The following is a 17607-nucleotide window of genomic DNA, read 5'->3' as shown; positions in this document are numbered from 1 at the left end:
TACATGGAAGGCGGTCCCTAGGGATCGCCTTTTTTAATGCAAATAAAATTTAGTATGCTTGCATAACATAATTCCTTTTATTTATATTTACGCATCGAGATTTAAAAACGTAGATATGAATCGTGCCATTAAAAAAGTAGCCATTTTAGGCTCAGGAATTATGGGCTCTAGAATAGCCTGTCATTTCGCAAATATTGGGGTTCAGGTCCTTTTATTGGACATTGCACCCCAGACTTTGAGCCCAGAGGAAGAGGCCAAAGGTCTTCGTTTAGAACACCCTTCGGTACGTAACCGAATCGTCAACGCAGCATTTCAACAAACTATAAAAGCAAAGCCCGCATCGCTCTATGCAGCGGGCTTTGCGAATAACATCAAACTAGGCAACTTCGATGACAACCTATCCGAAATCAGTTCTGCGGACTGGATCATGGAGGTAGTCGTAGAAAACCTAGCCATCAAACAATCACTCTACGAAAAGGTAGAGAAGTTCCGCACGCCGGGCACCTTAGTTACCTCTAATACATCGGGTATTCCGATTCATTTGATGTCAGAAGGCAGAAGCGATGATTTCCAAAAACATTTTTGCGGAACCCACTTCTTTAACCCTCCTCGTTACCTACGTTTATTCGAAGTGATTCCTGGTCCTAAAACGGACAAAGCGATTATCGAATTCTTGTTAAGCTACGGCGAAACGCAATTAGGCAAAACAGCCGTTCTTTGCAAAGACACTCCAGCCTTTATCGCAAACCGCATCGGTGTTTATTCCATGATGCAGACGATGAAAGTCGTGGAGGAATTAGGTCTTACGGTGGAGCAAGTCGATAAATTGACCTCCAAAGTCGTAGGTCGTCCTAAATCTGGTACGTTCCGCCTTTCGGATGTAGTTGGTTTAGATACGACGGTTCACGTAGCGAACAATTTGAAAGCTGCACTCGTAAACGACGAAAGCAAAGATATTTTTAACCTACCGGTGATGTTACAGCGTTTGATGGAAAACAAATGGCTGGGCGACAAAACGGGTCAAGGATTTTATAAGAAAACCAAAGACGAAAAAGGCAAAACGGTCATCCTGAGCCTGGATCTACATACGTTTGAATACCGCGCGGCGGAAAGAGTCAACTTTGAAACCTTAGATCGCTCAAAGGCGATCGATAACCTAGCAGATCGCTTCGCGCTTTTATTAGCGGGAAAAGATTTAGCCGGCGAATTCTACCGCAAAACTATCTTAGATGGTTTCCGTTATGCGTCAAATCGAATTCCAGAAATCGCAGATGATCTAGTCAAAATTGACCAAGCGATTTGCGCGGGTTTTGGCTGGGAAATGGGAATTTTTGAAACCTGGGATGCCATCGGTGTCGTGAATGGTATCGAATTAATGAAAGTAGAGGGTCTTGCACCGGCGGCTTGGGTAACGGAGATGGTGGAAGCAGGCCATACTTCTTTCTACAAAGTTGAAGGCGGTAAGCGTTTGTTCTACGACATTGCGACTAAGAAATACCAAGCAATTGCAGGAGCGGAGCAGCAAATCAATTTGCAGATCTTAAAGCCGACGAAGACTGTTTCGTCAAATGATGATATGCACATCGTTGATTTAGGCGATGGCATTTTAGGCTTAGAATTCCACTCTAAGATGAACACGATGGGCCAAGGAGTGCTGGAAGGCATCCAAGAGGCAATCGCGACGGCGGAAAACGATTTCCAAGGTTTAGTGATCGGAAACGAGTCGAACGAAGCATTCTCAGCGGGTGCGAATCTAGGGATGTTGTTCATGTTCGCAATGGAGCAGAAATTCGACGACATAAACAACATGATCGCGACCTTCCAAGAAACCATGATGCGTGTGCGCTACTCCGGTATTCCGGTAGTGGTGGCACCACATACGTTAGCGCTGGGTGGTGGTTGCGAGATCAACTTACACGCGGATAAGATTGTCGCTCATGCGGAATTATATATGGGTCTAGTGGAAGTGGGAGTCGGTTTGATTCCTGCGGGTGGTGGAACGAAAGAGATGGCCTTAAGAATGGGCGATGCACGTCGCGCAGGCGATGTGGAGTTGAACCGTTTGCAAGAGGCCTTTATGAATATCGCAACGGCACGCGTGAGTACTTCGGCGCACGAGGCGAGAGAGATGAATTATTTACGCGCTCAGGATCGCATCGTGTTGAATCGCAACCAGGTAATATCGGAGGCGAAAAGAGAGGCTTTGGCCTTAGCAGATGCAGGATATGTCCAAAAAGCGAGACGCAACGATGTCTGGGTGGAGGGAAAACAAGGTTTGGCCCTATTCAAAGCAGGCATCCAAGGCATGTTAATGGGACGTTACATCTCAGAACACGACGCCTTAATTGCGAATAAATTAGCCTACGCGATCTGCGGTGGCGATTTAGATGCACCACAAGTCGTGAGCGAAACGTATTTACTCGACCTAGAAAGAGAGGCTTTCCTTTCACTATGTGGCGAGAAAAAGACCATGGACAGAATCCAAAGTTTATTAGGTGGCGGTAAACCACTCAGAAATTAAATCGTACGAAGATGAATGCATATATCATAGCAGGTTACCGCACAGCAGTTGCAAAAGCCAAAAGAGGAGGTTTCAGAACGATGCGTCCAGATGATTTAGCGGCGGAAGTCATTAAACATTTGATGAAGCAAGTGCCTAATTTAGATCCGGCACGTGTCGACGATTTGATCGTGGGCAACGCCATTCCCGAAGCCGAGCAAGGGATGCAAATGGCGCGCTACATTTCCCTATTATCACTCCCTAAAAACGTTCCAGGTTTCATCATCAACCGCTATTGCGGTTCTGGTTTAGAAGCGATTGCTTTGGCCTCCGCTAAAGTGGCTTCTGGTATGGCCGATTGCGTTATTGCAGGAGGTACCGAATCGATGACGATGTTACCGATGATGGGCCACAAAACGGTCTTGAACTACGGAATCGCGAACGAACATCCCGATTACTATATCGGAATGGGTCTGACGGCAGAGGAAGTAAGTAAGAAATACAACGTGACGCGCGACGAGCAAGATGCGTTCTCTTTTGCTTCTCATATGAAAGCATTGGAAGCTCAAAAAGCCGGCAAATTCACGTCGCAAATCGTTCCAGTAGAAGTAACGGAGAATTATTTCGATGCCAAATCAGGTAAGAAACAATCCCGCAGCTGGACCGTGTCACAAGACGAGGGTCCACGTGCAGATACAACGATCGAAGCTTTAGGTAAATTAAAACCGGCATTCGCGATGGGCGGAACCGTTACCGCGGGTAATGCATCCCAAACTTCCGATGGAGCGGCGTTCGTTTTAGTCGTTTCAGAGAAATTAGTCAAAGAACTACATTTAGAGCCTATCGCTCGGATGGTTTCCTATGCGACAGCGGGGGTTGAACCTAGTTTGATGGGAATTGGTCCGGTAGAAGCGATTCCAATCGCCTTGAAAAAAGCGGGTTTAACGCTGAAAGATATTCAACAAATTGAATTGAACGAGGCGTTTGCGGCACAGTCTTTGGCTGTCATGAAAACCCTCGATATCGATCCAACTATCGTGAATGTGAACGGCGGAGCCATTGCTTTAGGTCACCCACTGGGATGTTCTGGCGCTAAATTATCCATCCAATTATTCAACGAAATGCGTCTACGCAACCAAAAATACGGTATGGTCACGGCCTGCGTTGGTGGCGGTCAAGGGGTAGCGGGAATTTACGAATTGCTATGACCCCACAAGAGTACATTGAGTTAGAGTCTGATTTTGGAGCACATAATTACCATCCACTGCCGGTCGTTTTAGAACGCGGTGAGGGGGTACATGTGTATGATGTAACGGGGAAAAAATACCTGGATTTTCTATCTGCCTACAGTGCGGTAAATCAAGGACATTGTCATCCCCGTTTAGTCAAAGCCATTTCAGATCAGGCCGCACGTTTAACGCTCAGCTCCCGTGCTTTTCATACGAATCTATTAGGTTCGACAGAGAAGAAATTAGCCGAGAAATTCGGCTACGAAAAGGTCCTATTGATGAATACGGGTGTGGAAGCAGGCGAATCTGCCATCAAATTAGCCCGCAAATGGGCTTATGAGGTAAAAGGCGTTCCGGCGAATCAAGCGGAAATTATATTTGCGGAAGGAAATTTTTGGGGAAGAACGATTGCGGCGGTTTCATCATCAAATGATCCATCGTCTTATCACAACTTCGGACCTTTTGTTCCGGGTTTCAGTCGGATTCCCTACAATGACTTATCAGCTCTAGAAGAGAAATTACAAAACCCAAATGTAGCGGCGTTCATGGTGGAACCCATTCAAGGCGAGGCTGGCGTTGTCATTCCATCGCCGGGTTATTTGAAAAAAGCAGCTGCATTATGCAAAAAACACCGCGTGCTTTTCATCGCGGATGAGATCCAAACCGGCTTAGGGCGCACAGGTGCCTGGTTAGCCTGTCACCACGAATTAGTGCATCCAGATATTTTATTGTTAGGCAAAGCACTTTCGGGCGGATTTATGCCAGTCTCCGCGGTGCTCTGCAACGACGAGATTATGCTCACCATTAAACCTGGTGAACACGGTTCGACCTATGGTGGAAATCCATTAGCCTGCGCAGTCACGAACGTAGCCATCGATATCATCGAAGATGAGGATTTAGTCGAAAATGCGGCGATTCGAGGTTTGCAGTTGTTGACGTTTTTAGAAAGTCTACGCGATAAAACCGCCCTCATTAAATCAGTCAGAGGAAAAGGGCTATTGTGTGCCATCGAAATCGATACCGACGAAGATAGCCACGTGGCTTGGGAAATCTGTTTAGATCTGATGAAAAAGGGATTGCTAGCGAAACCGACCCACGGCAATAAAATCCGCTTAGCTCCTCCCCTCACCATCACCGGTGCAGAGATGGATCAAGCTTGCAGCATCATCGATAAAGTTTTTCTAGGCTATTAAGCGATTTCGAAGCAGCGCATCGAGATTCCGCCGTACACGAGTTCATCGTACGTGAAACGCACGGTCTCCTCTTTACGGGCCAAAGCCAACGCATACAACATCGGAATGTAGTGATCCGGTGTGGGAACAGATTTTAATCCGCCTGGCGCACGCGCATAATCCACTAAACTCGAGATATCCTTATCCAGTAATTTCTGCATCGTCCAGGCATCAAATTCCTGTGCCCAATCATAGGCGAAATGTTCCTGACCCATCGAGAGATTGGGGATACTCGCCTGCAAATTGTGTACGATATTTCCACTTCCCACGATCAAGACGCCTCTTTCCCGTAAGAATTGTAATTCTTGGGCGAGGGTGACGTGATAGGCCAATGGCTGAGAATAGTCAATAGACATCTCAAAACAGGGAATGTTGTGATTCGGGAATAGATGGCAAAGTACGGACCACGCGCCGTGATCTAAACCCCATTCGGTGGTTTCTTGGATTTTTTGGGAGCCTGAAGCGAGCATTTTCGCGGTTTCTGGGCTTCCCGGTGCTGGGTATTGAAATTCGTGCAAGGCACGTGGAAATCCACCAAAATCATGAATCGTCTCCGGCATCGGCGACGCTTGTACTTGGGTAATACCGCGCGTTAACCAGTGAGCAGACACGACTAAAATAGCTTTAGGTGGCGCAATGGATGCCCCTAGCGTATGTAATGAAGCGGTAAAGGGATTGTCTGCCAGTGCGTTCATTGGGCTTCCGTGCCCAATGAACCAAACTGGCTGTATTGTAGATGACATTTATTAGCGATTCATGGAAACTAAGAACTCTTCGTTGTTCCTCGTCCCTTTCATTTGCTGTTGCAAGAATTCCATCGCCTCTACCGAGTTCATGTCGGACATATGCTTGCGCAAGATCCAAGCACGTTGTAGCACCGCTGGATCCATCAATAGATCCTCGCGACGCGTTCCAGAAGCCGTCACATCGATCGATGGATAGATTCGGCGGTTCGCTAACTTGCGATCTAATTGTAATTCCATGTTACCCGTTCCTTTGAATTCCTCAAAGATAACTTCGTCCATTTTAGAACCAGTCTCGATCAAGGCAGTTGCGATGATGGTTAAAGATCCGCCATTTTCGACGTTACGCGCTGCTCCGAAGAAACGCTTAGGTTTGTGAAGCGCATTGGCATCCACACCACCAGATAAAATCTTACCAGATGATGGAACCACTGTATTGTAAGCACGTGCAAGACGTGTAATCGAATCTAATAGGATAACGACATCGTGACCGCATTCCACCATTCTTTTAGCCTTCTCTAAAACCAAATTAGCCACTTTCACGTGACGCTCTGCTTGCTCATCGAAAGTAGATGAAATTACTTCTGCACGCACGGAACGCTGCATATCCGTTACCTCCTCCGGACGCTCATCGATCAATAAGATGATCAAATACACTTCTGGGTGGTTGCGGGAAATCGCATTAGCTATGTCTTTCAATAAAACCGTTTTACCCGTTTTAGGCTGGGCAACGATCATACCCCTTTGGCCCTTACCGATAGGCGCAAACAAGTCCAAAATACGCGTCGAATAATTATCCGGCGTCGAAGACAAGTTCAACTTCTCCTCTGGGAACAAAGGCGTTAAATATTCAAAATTGATCCGGTCCCGAATCTCATCCGTCGTTTTACCGTTTACGGACTCAATTTTCAACAAGGCGAAATATTTCTCCCCCTCTTTAGGCGGACGAATCTTTCCTAAAATCGTATCTCCCGTCTTCAAACCAAACATTTTGATTTGTGATGGCGACACATAAATATCATCTGGAGAAGCCAAGTAATTATAATCAGACGAACGCATAAATCCGTATCCGCCCTCTTGCATAATTTCTAAAACTCCCTCATTTTCGATCAAACCATCTAATTCCTTGATGACTTGGTTGTAATTCGAACGTGGTTTGTGGTGATGAACGGGTGCTGGTGCTTCTTCTTTCGGTAATTTATCAACATCGACAGGCGCATCTGTGGGAGAAACCTCGTCTTTTGTATTTTCAGTGCTGGTGATGAAAGAAGTGTCTACTATGAATTCTTCTGGAGCTGCAATTTCTTTGTATTCGATAGGTGCTTCAGATGGAGCTTCCGCTTCTGCTTGCATTCCCATTGGTAACAAAGGGGCTTCTTCGTTGCTCTTCTTAATTCGTTGACGCTTAGGCCGTTCGTTTGATGATGAATCTTCTTCTTGTGCTTTTTTTACTCTTTTGATAGGCTTATCTTCCATAAAGGGGGAATGATTAATTAAGATTGACAACAGACAGTTCTGTCAGAATGTGTGTCAAATGAGAAAATTAGGGGACGTTTACTCGTTGAATTGTCAGAATCGACATGCAATACTACGGTATTAGCAGGGAATTGTCAAGGTTTTAGGCCAAAATTTGGGCTTCAAAATCAATTAAATGATAAAATACACGTCCACAGCGATTATTTCGTAGTTTTGCAGCACAAGAATCTATGGAAAACATTCAGCAGCAGCTTATTGACCTTTTGGAATCCCGTCGTAAAGAGGGCTTATTCAGGCAATTATCCGTACTGGATAACCGCACGGATTTTTGTTCGAACGATTACCTCGGTTTAGCGGGTGATCCCGTTCTGGCAGCGTCCATCGCGCGCGATTTCGAAAGCTTGCCAAGCGAATGGCGCAAAAATGGCGCCACCGGATCTAGACTCATTTCAGGACATTCATCTTTGATTGAGCAATTCGAAAAAGAATGCGCTGCCTTTCACGGATCAGAATCCGCCTTGCTTTTTAGTTCAGGCTACGATGCAAACATTGGTTTGATCTCCTCCCTACCACAGGAGGGCGACGTTATTTTCTGTGATAAACTGTTACACGCGAGTTTAATTGATGGTTTACGTCTTTCCAAAGCCGAACGACGCATCTTCAAGCACAATAACTTGGATGACTTAGTTCATCTTTTAGATCAATACCCCGCCGAAACTCGTAAGTGGATCGTAGTGGAATCAGTTTATTCGATGGATGGCGATGTAGCTCCATTGCGCGCTTTGATCGAATTAAAGAATAAATACCAGGCTGAACTCATCGTAGATGAGGCGCATTCCGGCGGAGTTTATGGGCTAGCAGGACAAGGATTAGTCTACGATTTAGGGCTTTGTGAAGACGTTTTTGCTCGGGTAATAACCTTCGGGAAAGCCTGGGGAAATGCGGGAGCGGTAGTCTTGGGGTCTTCGGCCCTCAAAGAATACCTCGTGAATTTCGCTAGACCGTTCATCTATTCCACCGCACCCACACCGGCACACGTTTCAGCACTTTTAAGCACTTTGCACTATTTGCCCACCCAAAACGAAGCCAGACAAAAACTGCAAGAAAACATCGCTTTCTTCCGTGCCAACTGCCATTCTGATGCCTGGGGAGATAGCCAAACCGCCATACAAACGTTCTTCGTTACCGGAAACGAGGCCGTGCGCGCAAAAGCTGCCTCTGCTAGCGAATTCGCCATCAAACCCATCGTTTTCCCCACGGTAGCGAAAGGCAAAGAGCGTATTCGCATCACACTAAACGCAAAACACACCTTAGAACAACTAAAATCACTAATAAAAACACTCGAATGAAACAATTTATCGTCGCCGGAATAGGGACTGAAATTGGTAAAACAGTCGTTTCTGCCATCTTAACGGCAGGATTAAAGGCTAATTATTGGAAACCCGTTCAAGCTGGGGATTTAGATACGGGAGATGCGTATTGGATTCGCAACTGGGTACCATCTGCCACTGTTCACCCTTCGACTTATGCCTTAACCCAACCGATGTCCCCGCATTCAGCGGCAGAAATCGATGGTATAACAATCTCATTGGAGCGTTTTAAAATTCCCACTGATCAGACCTTGATCGTTGAATTAGCCGGTGGAATTATGGTGCCATTGAATGATCGTGAGACGAATCTAGACTTAATCAAACACCTGAATTTGCCTGTCATTTTAGTGAGCAAAAACTATTTAGGCAGCCTGAATCATACCTTGTTAAGTTACGAGCTATTAAAAAAGCATGGAGTTCCAATGGCCGGAATCGTTTTCAATGGACCTGAAAATCCGTCAGGCGAAAAGTTTATTTTGAACCATACGGGTTTACCCCTTATTTTGCGCGTGAATACAGAATCAGAAATCAATGAAGCGATTATCGCTTCGTATGCCCATAAAATCAATGTCTAATTCAAATTTGTCTTCTCGGGATGCGGCGGTCATTTGGCACCCGTTCACGCAACACCAGATAGAACCTATTTCGATTCCGATTACGGGCGGAAAAGGCGCGCATTTGTTTGACACGGAGGGCAAAAAATACATTGATGCAATTTCATCTTGGTGGGTGAATACGCACGGTCACGGGCATCCGTATTTAGCCCAAAAAGTGTACGAACAAGCTCTCCAGCTTGAACAAGTCATTTTCGCGGGCTTTACCCACGAACCTGCCGTTCGACTTTCAGAACGCTTATTAAGTCATTTACCGGCTAATTTCGAACGCGTTTTCTTCTCAGATAATGGCTCCACTGCCGTAGAGGTTGCCATCAAAATGGCCTTGCAATTCTTCCACAACCAAGGAAACACCAAGCGCAGAAAAATTCTAGCTTTTGCAGATGCCTACCATGGGGACACCTTTGGGGCGATGAGTTTAGGGGCGCCGAGTTCCTTTAATGACCCGTTTCAGGATATGCTTTTCGAGGTAGAATTCCTTCCAAGTCCTCAAGACACCGAAGCTTGTCTTGCAGCTATGTCCTCTTTAAACTCGGACGACTATGCGGCTTTCATCTTTGAGCCATTAATTCAAGGGGCAGGTGGAATGAAAATGTACGAGGCGTCTACCTTAGATGCCTTGATTCAAATGGCCCACGAAAAAGGGATGTTCTGCATCGCGGATGAAATCATGACCGGATTCGGTCGTACGGGGAGGTGGTTTGCCATGGATTATTTGGTTGAAAAACCAGACATCGTTTGTTTCTCCAAAGGCCTAACCGGCGGCATGATGGCCATGGGTTTAACCCTTTGTAGTGAAAATATTTTTCAGTCATTTCTATCGGATGACCGCCGAAAAATGATGTTCCATTCCCATTCCTTTACGGCAAATCCTTTAGCCTGCGCTGCGGCAAATGCAAGTATGGATTTGATGGAAAAAGAAGAAACTTGGACGTCTATTGCTCACGTTGAATCATGTCATCGTGCTTTCGCTGCCACGCTGGAAAATCATCCTAACCTTAAAAACGTGCGGATTCACGGTACGATTCTAGCGATGGAGGTGGAAACGGGGGAAACGGATGGCTATTTACACTCCATCCGGGATGATATTTACCGCTACTTCTTAGGGCAAGGCATTTTGATGCGTCCTTTGGGAAATACCATCTATATCCTCGCCCCCTATTGTATAAAAGACGAGGATTTAGCGTATATCTACGATAAAATTAAGGCTTTTGCGCAGGGACTAATTTAGTGGCTTGCCAAGAAACCATTTGCCAACGCTTGTCTGCATATACATACACATCGGTAAAACGAACGCGTAAAGGAGTTTGTCCTCCGTCAGCTGCGGGCTGCTGAATCACAATGATTCCTGTATTAATTCCCGTCTTGCCATACACCCGTTGTTGCATTTCCTCCGGAGTAATAGACAGATAAATCGATTTCCCCGATAACACGGAGGCAATGTAACTATCCTTCGAATCTTGTACACCACTCGAGTGGAAGTAGACAAGTTCTTTGTGAATAACAGATTCTAAACCAGCACGATCTTTCGATACGAGGTACTTAAATCGACTTAATTCCGCTTCTTTTAAAGACTCTTCGTTTTGAGCGAAGCCGATCATCGGTGCCAAAAGGCAAAATAAAATCAATACTTTTTTCATTGTTCTTTTTCTTTTAAAACGCTTTCGCGCGGTTTATTTACTCAAAATTAAATCAGCCGCCTTCTCCGCAATCATCACCACCGCGGAATTCGTATTCCCCGAAATCACATCCGGCATAATCGACGCATCTGCCACTCGCAGCCCTAGCAAACCGCGAACGCGCAAAGTCGCAGGTTCACACACTGCCTTCGCATCCGTTCCCATCTTGCAGGTTCCCACCGGATGGTACACGCATTCCGTGGCTTGCTCAATATGTTTTTCGATTAGTTCTTCGTTCCAAGGTCCTGATGGATAATTCAATTCCGATCCTTTTCTTAATCCGTCAAACGCTGAAGACAACACGATATCTCGTGCGATGCGCACTCCTCGCTTCAAGGTTTCGAGGTCTTCTTTCTCCGACAAATAGCGTGGATCAATTACCGGTGCTTCATGATAGTCCGCAGAACGCAGGCTAACCGTTCCTCGACTTTTGGGCTTTAACAAGGTAGGCAGAATGGTAAATCCATCGCTCAACGGCATTTTACTATAATCGTACATATCAGCAGCCCACGCAGAAGAGAAATGGAATTGCAAATCTGGCACATCCGATTGATTCACCGAATCGAAGAAAGCCGCGGCCTCTAAAGGACTCGAAGCCAGTGGTCCTTGCTTCTTAAACGTATAATCCAAGTAGTTTTTCACCCCCAACGCCACATTATACGACTGCCCTTTCGTGCTAGCTTGCGCGTTCATGTTCACAAATAAGTGATCAGATAAATTCTTGCCTACACCAGATAAATCTATTCGGGAATCGATTCCAAGGGCTTTCAATTCTGCTGCATCGCCTATGCCGGATAGTTGTAAGATTTGCGGACTTTGGAAAGCTCCAGCTGATAAAATAACTTCTGAAGCCTCAAATTCGACGGTTTTTTTCGAACCCAATTTATAGCCCTTCAATCCAGTCACCTTTTCCCTTTGCATCACTAAGGAAGCGACCTGAAATGAAGTTTGAATATGTAAATTCTTTCTTGAAAGTGCCGGTTGGATAAAAGCCTTTGCACCGGAAGCTCGTTCTCCATCCTGTATGTTGAACTGAAATAAACCGGCTCCCACCTGCTTCGCCCCATTGAAATCGGGATTTGCCGGAATTCCTTGGGAGGCGCAACCTTCAATGAAAGCATCGCCAAAAATAGTCAAATGTCGATTCTTCGCCACCCGGTGCAAGCCGCCACTCCCGTGGTATTCGTTTTGAAAATCTTCGTTGTCTTCTGACTTTTTGAAATAGGGCAGCACATCCTGATAGGACCAACCGTCACAACCCCAAGCCGCCCAAGCGTCATAATCCGCTTTATTCCCCCGAATATACGCCATGCAGTTAATCGCAGAACTTCCGCCCACGGTTTTACCACGAGGCTGGTAGATTCGGCGACCCCCTAAATGCGGTTGTGGTTCCGTGAAAAAATTCCAGTTTAAATAGGTGTGGTTTAACAAGGAATAGGCCGATGGCATCGAAATGCGGGGATCTCGAAAATCACCTCCTGCTTCAATCAATAATACCTGGTTTAAAGGATTTTCGGATAATCGGTGCGCTAAAACGCAGCCCGCCGTACCGGCTCCCACAATGATGTAATCAAATTTCATAGAATAAGTCTACCATTTTCTCTTTGAATATCCCTATTTTTGGTCAATAAACAACGAACCGTGAGCAATTTTTCTGTCTACTTTTCTTTAGGCCTTGGACATATCCTGAATTGGGCTGCCCTAGACCATCTTTTGTTTATCCTCTCGCTGACTTGCGTTTATGTAGTCACGGACTATAAAAAATTACTTTGGCTGGTAACAGCTTTTACGCTGGGACATTCGATTACCTTAGCTTTAGCGACCCTTCACCTAATTCAGGTAAATATTGCTTGGGTAGAATTCTTGATTCCTTGTACGATTTTGGTAGCGGCCATAAGCAATCTAGTTCAGACGGAACAACGCTATAAATATGGCGTGGTTGCCATCTTTGGACTGATCCATGGCCTGGGCTTCTCGAATTATTTACAAAGTTTGTTAGGCGCAGAAAGCTCGATTTTTACACCGCTCCTGGCCTTTAATGTAGGACTAGAAATAGGCCAAATAGTCGTAGTTACTCTTATACTTGCGACTTCCATCCTGTCGCTTCACGTATTTAAATGGAAGCAAGCGGCCTACATCCAAGTCGTTTCAGGCATCACCATCGGCCTTGTTTTGCCCATGATCCTGGAACGCTTGCCATAATCGCTGGCCATAAAAAAAGCCCCGATTTTCATCGAGGCCTTTCCCTGAAATTTCAGAGGACTAAAAGTCTTCATCTAACGAGAATGACATTGAATCCTTGTCAGACATAACGCCTGATTTTTGGTATTCAGCCACACGCTTCTCGAAGAAGTTTGTTTTTCCTTGTAAAGAGATCATCTCCATGAAGTCGAATGGATTTGTCGCATTGTAATGCTTCTTACATCCCAAAGAAACCAATAAACGGTCAGCTACGAAATCGATGTATTGACACATCATTTCTGCATTCATACCGATTAGTGAAACGGGTAATGCTACTGTAACGAATTCTTTTTCGATCTCTACCGCATCTAAGATAATTTCATAAATACGCTCTTGAGATAATTTATTTTTGATGTGATCTGCATATAATAAACACGCGAAATCACAGTGTAAACCTTCGTCACGCGAGATCAATTCGTTCGAAAACGAAAGACCTGGCATTAAACCACGTTTCTTTAACCAGAAAATCGAGCAGAATGAACCAGAGAAGAAAATACCTTCTACCGCTGCGAACGAAATTAAACGTTCAACAAAATTGTCTGACTCGATCCATTTCAAAGCCCAATCCGCCTTTTTCTTTACGCAATCGATTGTCTCGATAGCACGCAAAAGATGATCTTTTTCTTTCGGATCACTGATATATGAATCAATTAAAAGAGAATAGGTTTCAGAGTGAATGTTTTCCATCATGATTTGGAAACCATAGAAACATTTCGCCTCTGCGTATTGCACTTCTTTCAAGAAGTTATTCGCTAAATTTTCATTTACGATTCCATCCGATGCAGCGAAGAATGCCAAAACGTGTGAAACGAAGTGACGCTCGCCATCGTTCATCTTTTTCCAGTCCGCTAAATCTTGAGATAAATCGATTTCTTCAGCTGTCCAGAAAGACGCTTCCGCTTTTTTATAAAATTGCCAAATATCATCATGCTTAATCGGGAAAAGCACAAAACGGTTGGGATCCTCAACCAATAAGGGTTCTACTGCTATCGTTGACATAAAAATTTAAATTGAGCTCGAAATTAAGAAATTCTACCTGATATACAAGACTCTAAAAGGGCTAAAATTGTTTTAAATTTTAAAAGAAAAATCCGCCGATTTGAACTACAAGCGCTGAGCCATACGGCGAGCGTCCTGAAGTATAATTTAGGTCATACATCACATTAAAATTAAGACCGATTTTAGAACCAATCCCCACGCCTACCAAGACTGGATTGGAGTAATCCGGACCTATGCTATTTGCCGGAGTATGGAAGTTTTCTATTTGACCTATTAAATACCCCTGCCCAATTAACTGATTCAGGGCGGGAACTTGCTGACGTATAAAAACGCGCTCCCCTAACAGATTATATGTTCTAAACGAATCTGAATAATACTGGTATGTCACAGCCACCCCTACAATCGCATTATTCGTCAACGAATACCCGACCATAGGCGAAACCCCTATGCTGGTCGGATTACCAAAACTCAATCCACTAATTCCCCCACCAAAATTCAAGCGTTGGCGGAAAGGTAATTCTCTAACGTCCTTTTCCACATCCAAATCGCCCTCGGCTCCCTCCTCTTTAATGACCACTGGTTCTTGTGCTAAGGCATCCGAAACTCCCACAAAAGTGAGGAGTGAAAAGAATAAAAGTAGTTTTTTCATTTGGCTTAAATTGATTACCAAAATTAAAGGATATTTTTGTAAAATGAACTCCCCACAGTCAAAGCATAACATTGAAAATTGTGATCCGAAAACGCACATCATTATTAAAGGTGCGCGCGTGCACAATTTGAAAGGAGTCGATGTGGCGATTCCACGTAATCAGCTGGTCGTTATCACGGGTTTATCGGGATCAGGGAAGTCTTCCTTGGCCTTTGACACCTTGTTTGCAGAGGGCCAAAGAATGTACGTCGAAAGTCTGAACAGCTACGCGCGGCAGTTTTTGGGACGTATGGAAAAGCCCGCCGTGGATTATATTAAAGGGGTTTCGCCAGCGATTGCCATTGAACAAAAGGTCAACACAAAGAACCCGCGTTCCACGGTAGGTACCACTACAGAAATCTACGATTATTTAAAATTGCTTTTTGCCCGCATCGGCCGCACCATTTCCCCGGTTTCTGGACAGGAAGTGCGCAAAGATTCGGTCTCTCATATTGTGGATTTTATTGCCCAAAACGATGGCAAAAAAGTCCTCATTCTAGCTCCAATCGTTCACCACGAAGACAGAAGCTTAGAAAACGAATGTCAATTACTGATCCAGAAAGGTTATTCTCGATTGAAATTCCAAGATGAAATTATTGCCTTGGAGGAATTAGTAGAGGATCCTGCTCATTTGCAAAAGCTCGCGAAAAAACCGGCGGAGATCGCGATTTTGATCGACCGTTTGGTCTCTAAAAAAGACGACGAAGAAACGCAATTCCGTGTAGGGGATTCCGTACAAACGGCCTATTTCGAGGGAGAAGGCGTTTGCTGGATAGAAATCGAGGGACGCAAGCGGGATATATTCTCGAATAAATTCGAATTAGATGGGAGGATTTTTGAGGAGCCGAGTTTAAATCTCTTCTCCTTTAATAATCCCTACGGCGCATGCCGTAATTGCGAGGGATACGGAAAAGTCCTGGGTTTAGACCCTGATTTAGTATTTCCGGATCATGATTTATCTATCTACGAGGGAGCGATTGCTCCTTGGAGAAGTGAACGTATGAGCGAGTGGTTAAGTCCATTACTGCGCAACGGGGTTCAATTCGATTTTCCTATTCGCCGTCCCTACAAGGACTTAAGCGCGACGGAGAAAAAGTTATTATGGACTGGAAATAAGTATTTTGCAGGCCTAACCCAGTTTTTTGATCACCTAGAGAAAGAGACCTATAAAATTCAATACCGCGTGATGCTATCGCGTTACCGCGGCAAAACGAATTGTCCGGAATGCCAGGGTTCGCGGTTGAGAATGGATGCTGGTTATGTGAAGATTGCAGGAATTTCTTTAGTCGATTTGGTGCTTTGGCCCCTATCGAAAACAAAAGACTTCTTTGAAAACCTGGAGCTGAACGAGCACGATCAGCAGGTTTCTAGACGTATTTTAATCGAGATTAACAACCGCTTGGAATATATGGACCGGGTGGGTTTAGGCTATTTAACGTTGAACCGTTTGAGTTCCACGCTTTCTGGGGGCGAATTTCAACGCATTAAATTAGCGACTTCTCTGGGCAGCGCCCTAGTAGGTTCTATGTACATTTTAGATGAACCGAGCATCGGTTTGCACCCTCGAGATACAGAACGATTAATTTCGGTGTTAGAGATGTTGAAAAATATGGGAAACACGGTCATCGTGGTGGAACATGAAGAGGAAGTCATGCGAGCGGCAGATCAGATTATCGACATCGGTCCAGAAGCAGGTCGCCATGGCGGGAATTTGATCTTTCAGGGGAATTTAACAGAGGCTTTGGTAGACAAAACTACCGATAGCCACACCTTGCGTTTCCTAAATGGCCAAGACCGCATTGAAGTGCCATATTTCAGACGCAAACCTTTGGCACACATCGAAATCACAGGTGCTTCTGAAAATAATTTAAAAAACGTCGACGTCGCGATTCCTTTAGGCATCATGACGGTCGTCACAGGTGTCAGCGGTTCTGGAAAATCCACCTTAATTCGCAAAATTTTATACCCAGCGATGCTGCGTTTGTTGCAACAAGGCACGGAAGAAACGGGGCGATTCCGCGAGATTAAAGGAAGTACAAATAAAATTGCGAGTATCGAAATGGTCGATCAGCAACCGATCGGAAAATCGTCTCGTTCGAATCCTGTGACTTACATAAAGGCCTACGACGCCATCAGAGCCTTGTATTCCGAATTACCCGTAGCTAAAGCTCGTGGATATAAACCTGCACACTTCTCTTTTAATGTCGAGGGAGGGCGCTGTGAGGTATGCCAAGGCGAGGGAGAAATCACGATTGAAATGCAATTCATGGCGGACATCAAGTTGCCTTGTGAATCCTGTGGTGGCTCCCGGTTTAAACAAGAAATTTTGGATGTCAAATTCCAGGATAAAAACATATCCGAAATTTTGGACTTAACCGTCGAAGAGGCGGTAGAATTCTTCCGAGAGAAACAACCACGTATTGCGGATAAAATCGACCCACTCTTCCAAGTAGGCTTGGGCTATATCAAATTAGGGCAATCATCGAACTCGCTTTCCGGCGGTGAGGCACAGCGCGTGAAACTCGCGAGCTTCTTAGGTAAGGGAAATCCGAATAAAGGTAAAACCTTGTTTATTTTTGACGAACCCACCACAGGTCTACATTTCCATGACATTAAAAAGCTGTTAAAAGCGATGAACGATTTAGTAGAACAAGGGGATTCTGTCGTGATTATCGAGCACAATATGGAAGTCATTAAATGTGCGGATCACATCATTGATTTAGGCCCTGAGGGTGGCGAAAACGGGGGCTATATTACATTCCAAGGTACACCAGAAGAGATGAAAGGCCTGAAAAACAATCCAACCGCTCATTATTTAAGCCAAAAACTATAATTT

Annotated in this window: 14 protein-coding genes; 8 read left to right on the top strand and 6 right to left on the bottom strand. The window is 44.9% G+C overall.

Annotated elements, in window-relative coordinates:
* Positions 1-115 precede the first annotated feature (115 nt).
* Genes SKC37_RS00760 through rocD form a run of 3 tightly spaced genes read left to right on the top strand, consistent with a single transcriptional unit; the run spans position 116 to position 4922 of the window.
* A complete protein-coding gene (locus SKC37_RS00760) occupies positions 116-2521 on the top strand; it encodes a 3-hydroxyacyl-CoA dehydrogenase/enoyl-CoA hydratase family protein (protein WP_377979637.1) in 2406 nt (801 codons plus the stop codon).
* Between the two features lie 11 nt (positions 2522-2532).
* Positions 2533-3708 (top strand): acetyl-CoA C-acyltransferase, encoded by a 1176-nt coding sequence (locus tag SKC37_RS00755; protein ID WP_377979636.1) that lies wholly within the window; start codon positions 2533-2535, stop codon positions 3706-3708.
* The gene (gene rocD, locus SKC37_RS00750) at positions 3705-4922 is read left to right on the top strand and encodes an ornithine--oxo-acid transaminase (protein ID WP_377979635.1); all 1218 of its coding nucleotides are present in this window, start codon (positions 3705-3707) and stop codon (positions 4920-4922) included. Before SKC37_RS00755 ends, rocD begins: the two co-directional genes overlap by 4 nt.
* Here rocD and ygiD read toward each other — a convergent pair.
* Positions 4919-5704: a 4,5-DOPA-extradiol-dioxygenase gene (ygiD, locus tag SKC37_RS00745; protein ID WP_377979634.1), complete on the bottom strand. Its 786-nt coding sequence runs from the start codon at positions 5702-5704 to the stop codon at positions 4919-4921. The two genes, rocD and ygiD, sit on opposite strands and share 4 nt — an antisense overlap.
* 3 nt (positions 5705-5707) lie before the next feature.
* Positions 5708-7180 (bottom strand): transcription termination factor Rho, encoded by a 1473-nt coding sequence (gene rho / locus SKC37_RS00740; protein ID WP_377979633.1) that lies wholly within the window; start codon positions 7178-7180, stop codon positions 5708-5710.
* Positions 7181-7410: 230 nt separating this feature from the next.
* Between rho and SKC37_RS00735 the strand changes: the two genes are divergently transcribed.
* From SKC37_RS00735 to bioA, 3 genes are read left to right on the top strand one after another with little or no spacing between them, the layout of a single operon-like run.
* Positions 7411-8529 (top strand): aminotransferase class I/II-fold pyridoxal phosphate-dependent enzyme, encoded by a 1119-nt coding sequence (locus SKC37_RS00735; RefSeq protein ID WP_377979632.1) that lies wholly within the window; start codon positions 7411-7413, stop codon positions 8527-8529.
* Positions 8526-9125, top strand: a complete 600-nt coding sequence (gene bioD / locus SKC37_RS00730; RefSeq protein WP_377979631.1) for a dethiobiotin synthase — start codon at positions 8526-8528, stop codon at positions 9123-9125. Before SKC37_RS00735 ends, bioD begins: the two co-directional genes overlap by 4 nt.
* Positions 9082-10395 (top strand): adenosylmethionine--8-amino-7-oxononanoate transaminase, encoded by a 1314-nt coding sequence (gene bioA, locus SKC37_RS00725; RefSeq protein WP_377979630.1) that lies wholly within the window; start codon positions 9082-9084, stop codon positions 10393-10395. Before bioD ends, bioA begins: the two co-directional genes overlap by 44 nt.
* On the opposite strand, the gene SKC37_RS00720 is transcribed toward bioA, so the two are convergent.
* A complete protein-coding gene (locus SKC37_RS00720) occupies positions 10367-10804 on the bottom strand; it encodes a nuclear transport factor 2 family protein (protein ID WP_377979629.1) in 438 nt (145 codons plus the stop codon). The genes bioA and SKC37_RS00720 overlap by 29 nt on opposite strands.
* A 33-nt stretch (positions 10805-10837) precedes the next feature.
* Entirely contained in the window at positions 10838-12424 is a 1587-nt protein-coding gene (locus tag SKC37_RS00715; RefSeq protein ID WP_377979628.1) for a GMC family oxidoreductase, read from the bottom strand.
* 60 nt (positions 12425-12484) lie between these two features.
* Here SKC37_RS00715 and SKC37_RS00710 point away from each other — a divergent pair, with 60 nt between their 5' ends.
* On the top strand, positions 12485-13045 hold the full coding sequence (locus SKC37_RS00710; protein ID WP_377979627.1) for a HupE/UreJ family protein: 561 nt from the start codon (positions 12485-12487) through the stop codon (positions 13043-13045).
* 60 nt (positions 13046-13105) lie between these two features.
* Here SKC37_RS00710 and SKC37_RS00705 read toward each other — a convergent pair whose 3' ends face one another.
* Both SKC37_RS00705 and SKC37_RS00700 read right to left on the bottom strand, forming a co-directional pair.
* Positions 13106-14083, bottom strand: a complete 978-nt coding sequence (locus tag SKC37_RS00705; protein ID WP_377979626.1) for a ribonucleoside-diphosphate reductase small subunit — start codon at positions 14081-14083, stop codon at positions 13106-13108.
* Between the two features lie 79 nt (positions 14084-14162).
* Entirely contained in the window at positions 14163-14732 is a 570-nt protein-coding gene (locus tag SKC37_RS00700; protein ID WP_377979625.1) for a hypothetical protein, read from the bottom strand.
* 43 nt (positions 14733-14775) lie between these two features.
* Here SKC37_RS00700 and uvrA point away from each other — a divergent pair, with 43 nt between their 5' ends.
* Entirely contained in the window at positions 14776-17604 is a 2829-nt protein-coding gene (gene uvrA / locus SKC37_RS00695; protein WP_377979624.1) for an excinuclease ABC subunit UvrA, read from the top strand.
* The last annotated feature ends 3 nt before the right edge of the window (positions 17605-17607 follow it).

Source organism: Aquirufa esocilacus (assembly GCF_042715595.1).
GTDB classification, from domain to species: Bacteria; Bacteroidota; Bacteroidia; order Cytophagales; family Spirosomataceae; genus Aquirufa; species Aquirufa esocilacus.
This window is presented reverse-complemented; position numbering and strand designations above follow the sequence as displayed.

What these genes read in the sequence shown, in the direction of transcription:
- SKC37_RS00755 (WP_377979636.1), top strand. Translation starts at nt 2,533, where the DNA reads ATGAATGCATATATCATAGCAGGTTACCGCACAGCAGTTGCAAAAGCC.
- SKC37_RS00760 (WP_377979637.1), top strand. Translation starts at nt 116, where the DNA reads ATGAATCGTGCCATTAAAAAAGTAGCCATTTTAGGCTCAGGAATTATG.
- ygiD (WP_377979634.1), bottom strand. Translation starts at nt 5,704, where the DNA reads ATGTCATCTACAATACAGCCAGTTTGGTTCATTGGGCACGGAAGCCCA.
- SKC37_RS00715 (WP_377979628.1), bottom strand. Translation starts at nt 12,424, where the DNA reads ATGAAATTTGATTACATCATTGTGGGAGCCGGTACGGCGGGCTGCGTT.
- rocD (WP_377979635.1), top strand. Translation starts at nt 3,705, where the DNA reads ATGACCCCACAAGAGTACATTGAGTTAGAGTCTGATTTTGGAGCACAT.
- SKC37_RS00700 (WP_377979625.1), bottom strand. Translation starts at nt 14,732, where the DNA reads ATGAAAAAACTACTTTTATTCTTTTCACTCCTCACTTTTGTGGGAGTT.
- bioA (WP_377979630.1), top strand. Translation starts at nt 9,082, where the DNA reads ATGAAGCGATTATCGCTTCGTATGCCCATAAAATCAATGTCTAATTCA.
- SKC37_RS00720 (WP_377979629.1), bottom strand. Translation starts at nt 10,804, where the DNA reads ATGAAAAAAGTATTGATTTTATTTTGCCTTTTGGCACCGATGATCGGC.
- SKC37_RS00705 (WP_377979626.1), bottom strand. Translation starts at nt 14,083, where the DNA reads ATGTCAACGATAGCAGTAGAACCCTTATTGGTTGAGGATCCCAACCGT.
- uvrA (WP_377979624.1), top strand. Translation starts at nt 14,776, where the DNA reads ATGAACTCCCCACAGTCAAAGCATAACATTGAAAATTGTGATCCGAAA.
- SKC37_RS00735 (WP_377979632.1), top strand. Translation starts at nt 7,411, where the DNA reads ATGGAAAACATTCAGCAGCAGCTTATTGACCTTTTGGAATCCCGTCGT.
- rho (WP_377979633.1), bottom strand. Translation starts at nt 7,180, where the DNA reads ATGGAAGATAAGCCTATCAAAAGAGTAAAAAAAGCACAAGAAGAAGAT.
- bioD (WP_377979631.1), top strand. Translation starts at nt 8,526, where the DNA reads ATGAAACAATTTATCGTCGCCGGAATAGGGACTGAAATTGGTAAAACA.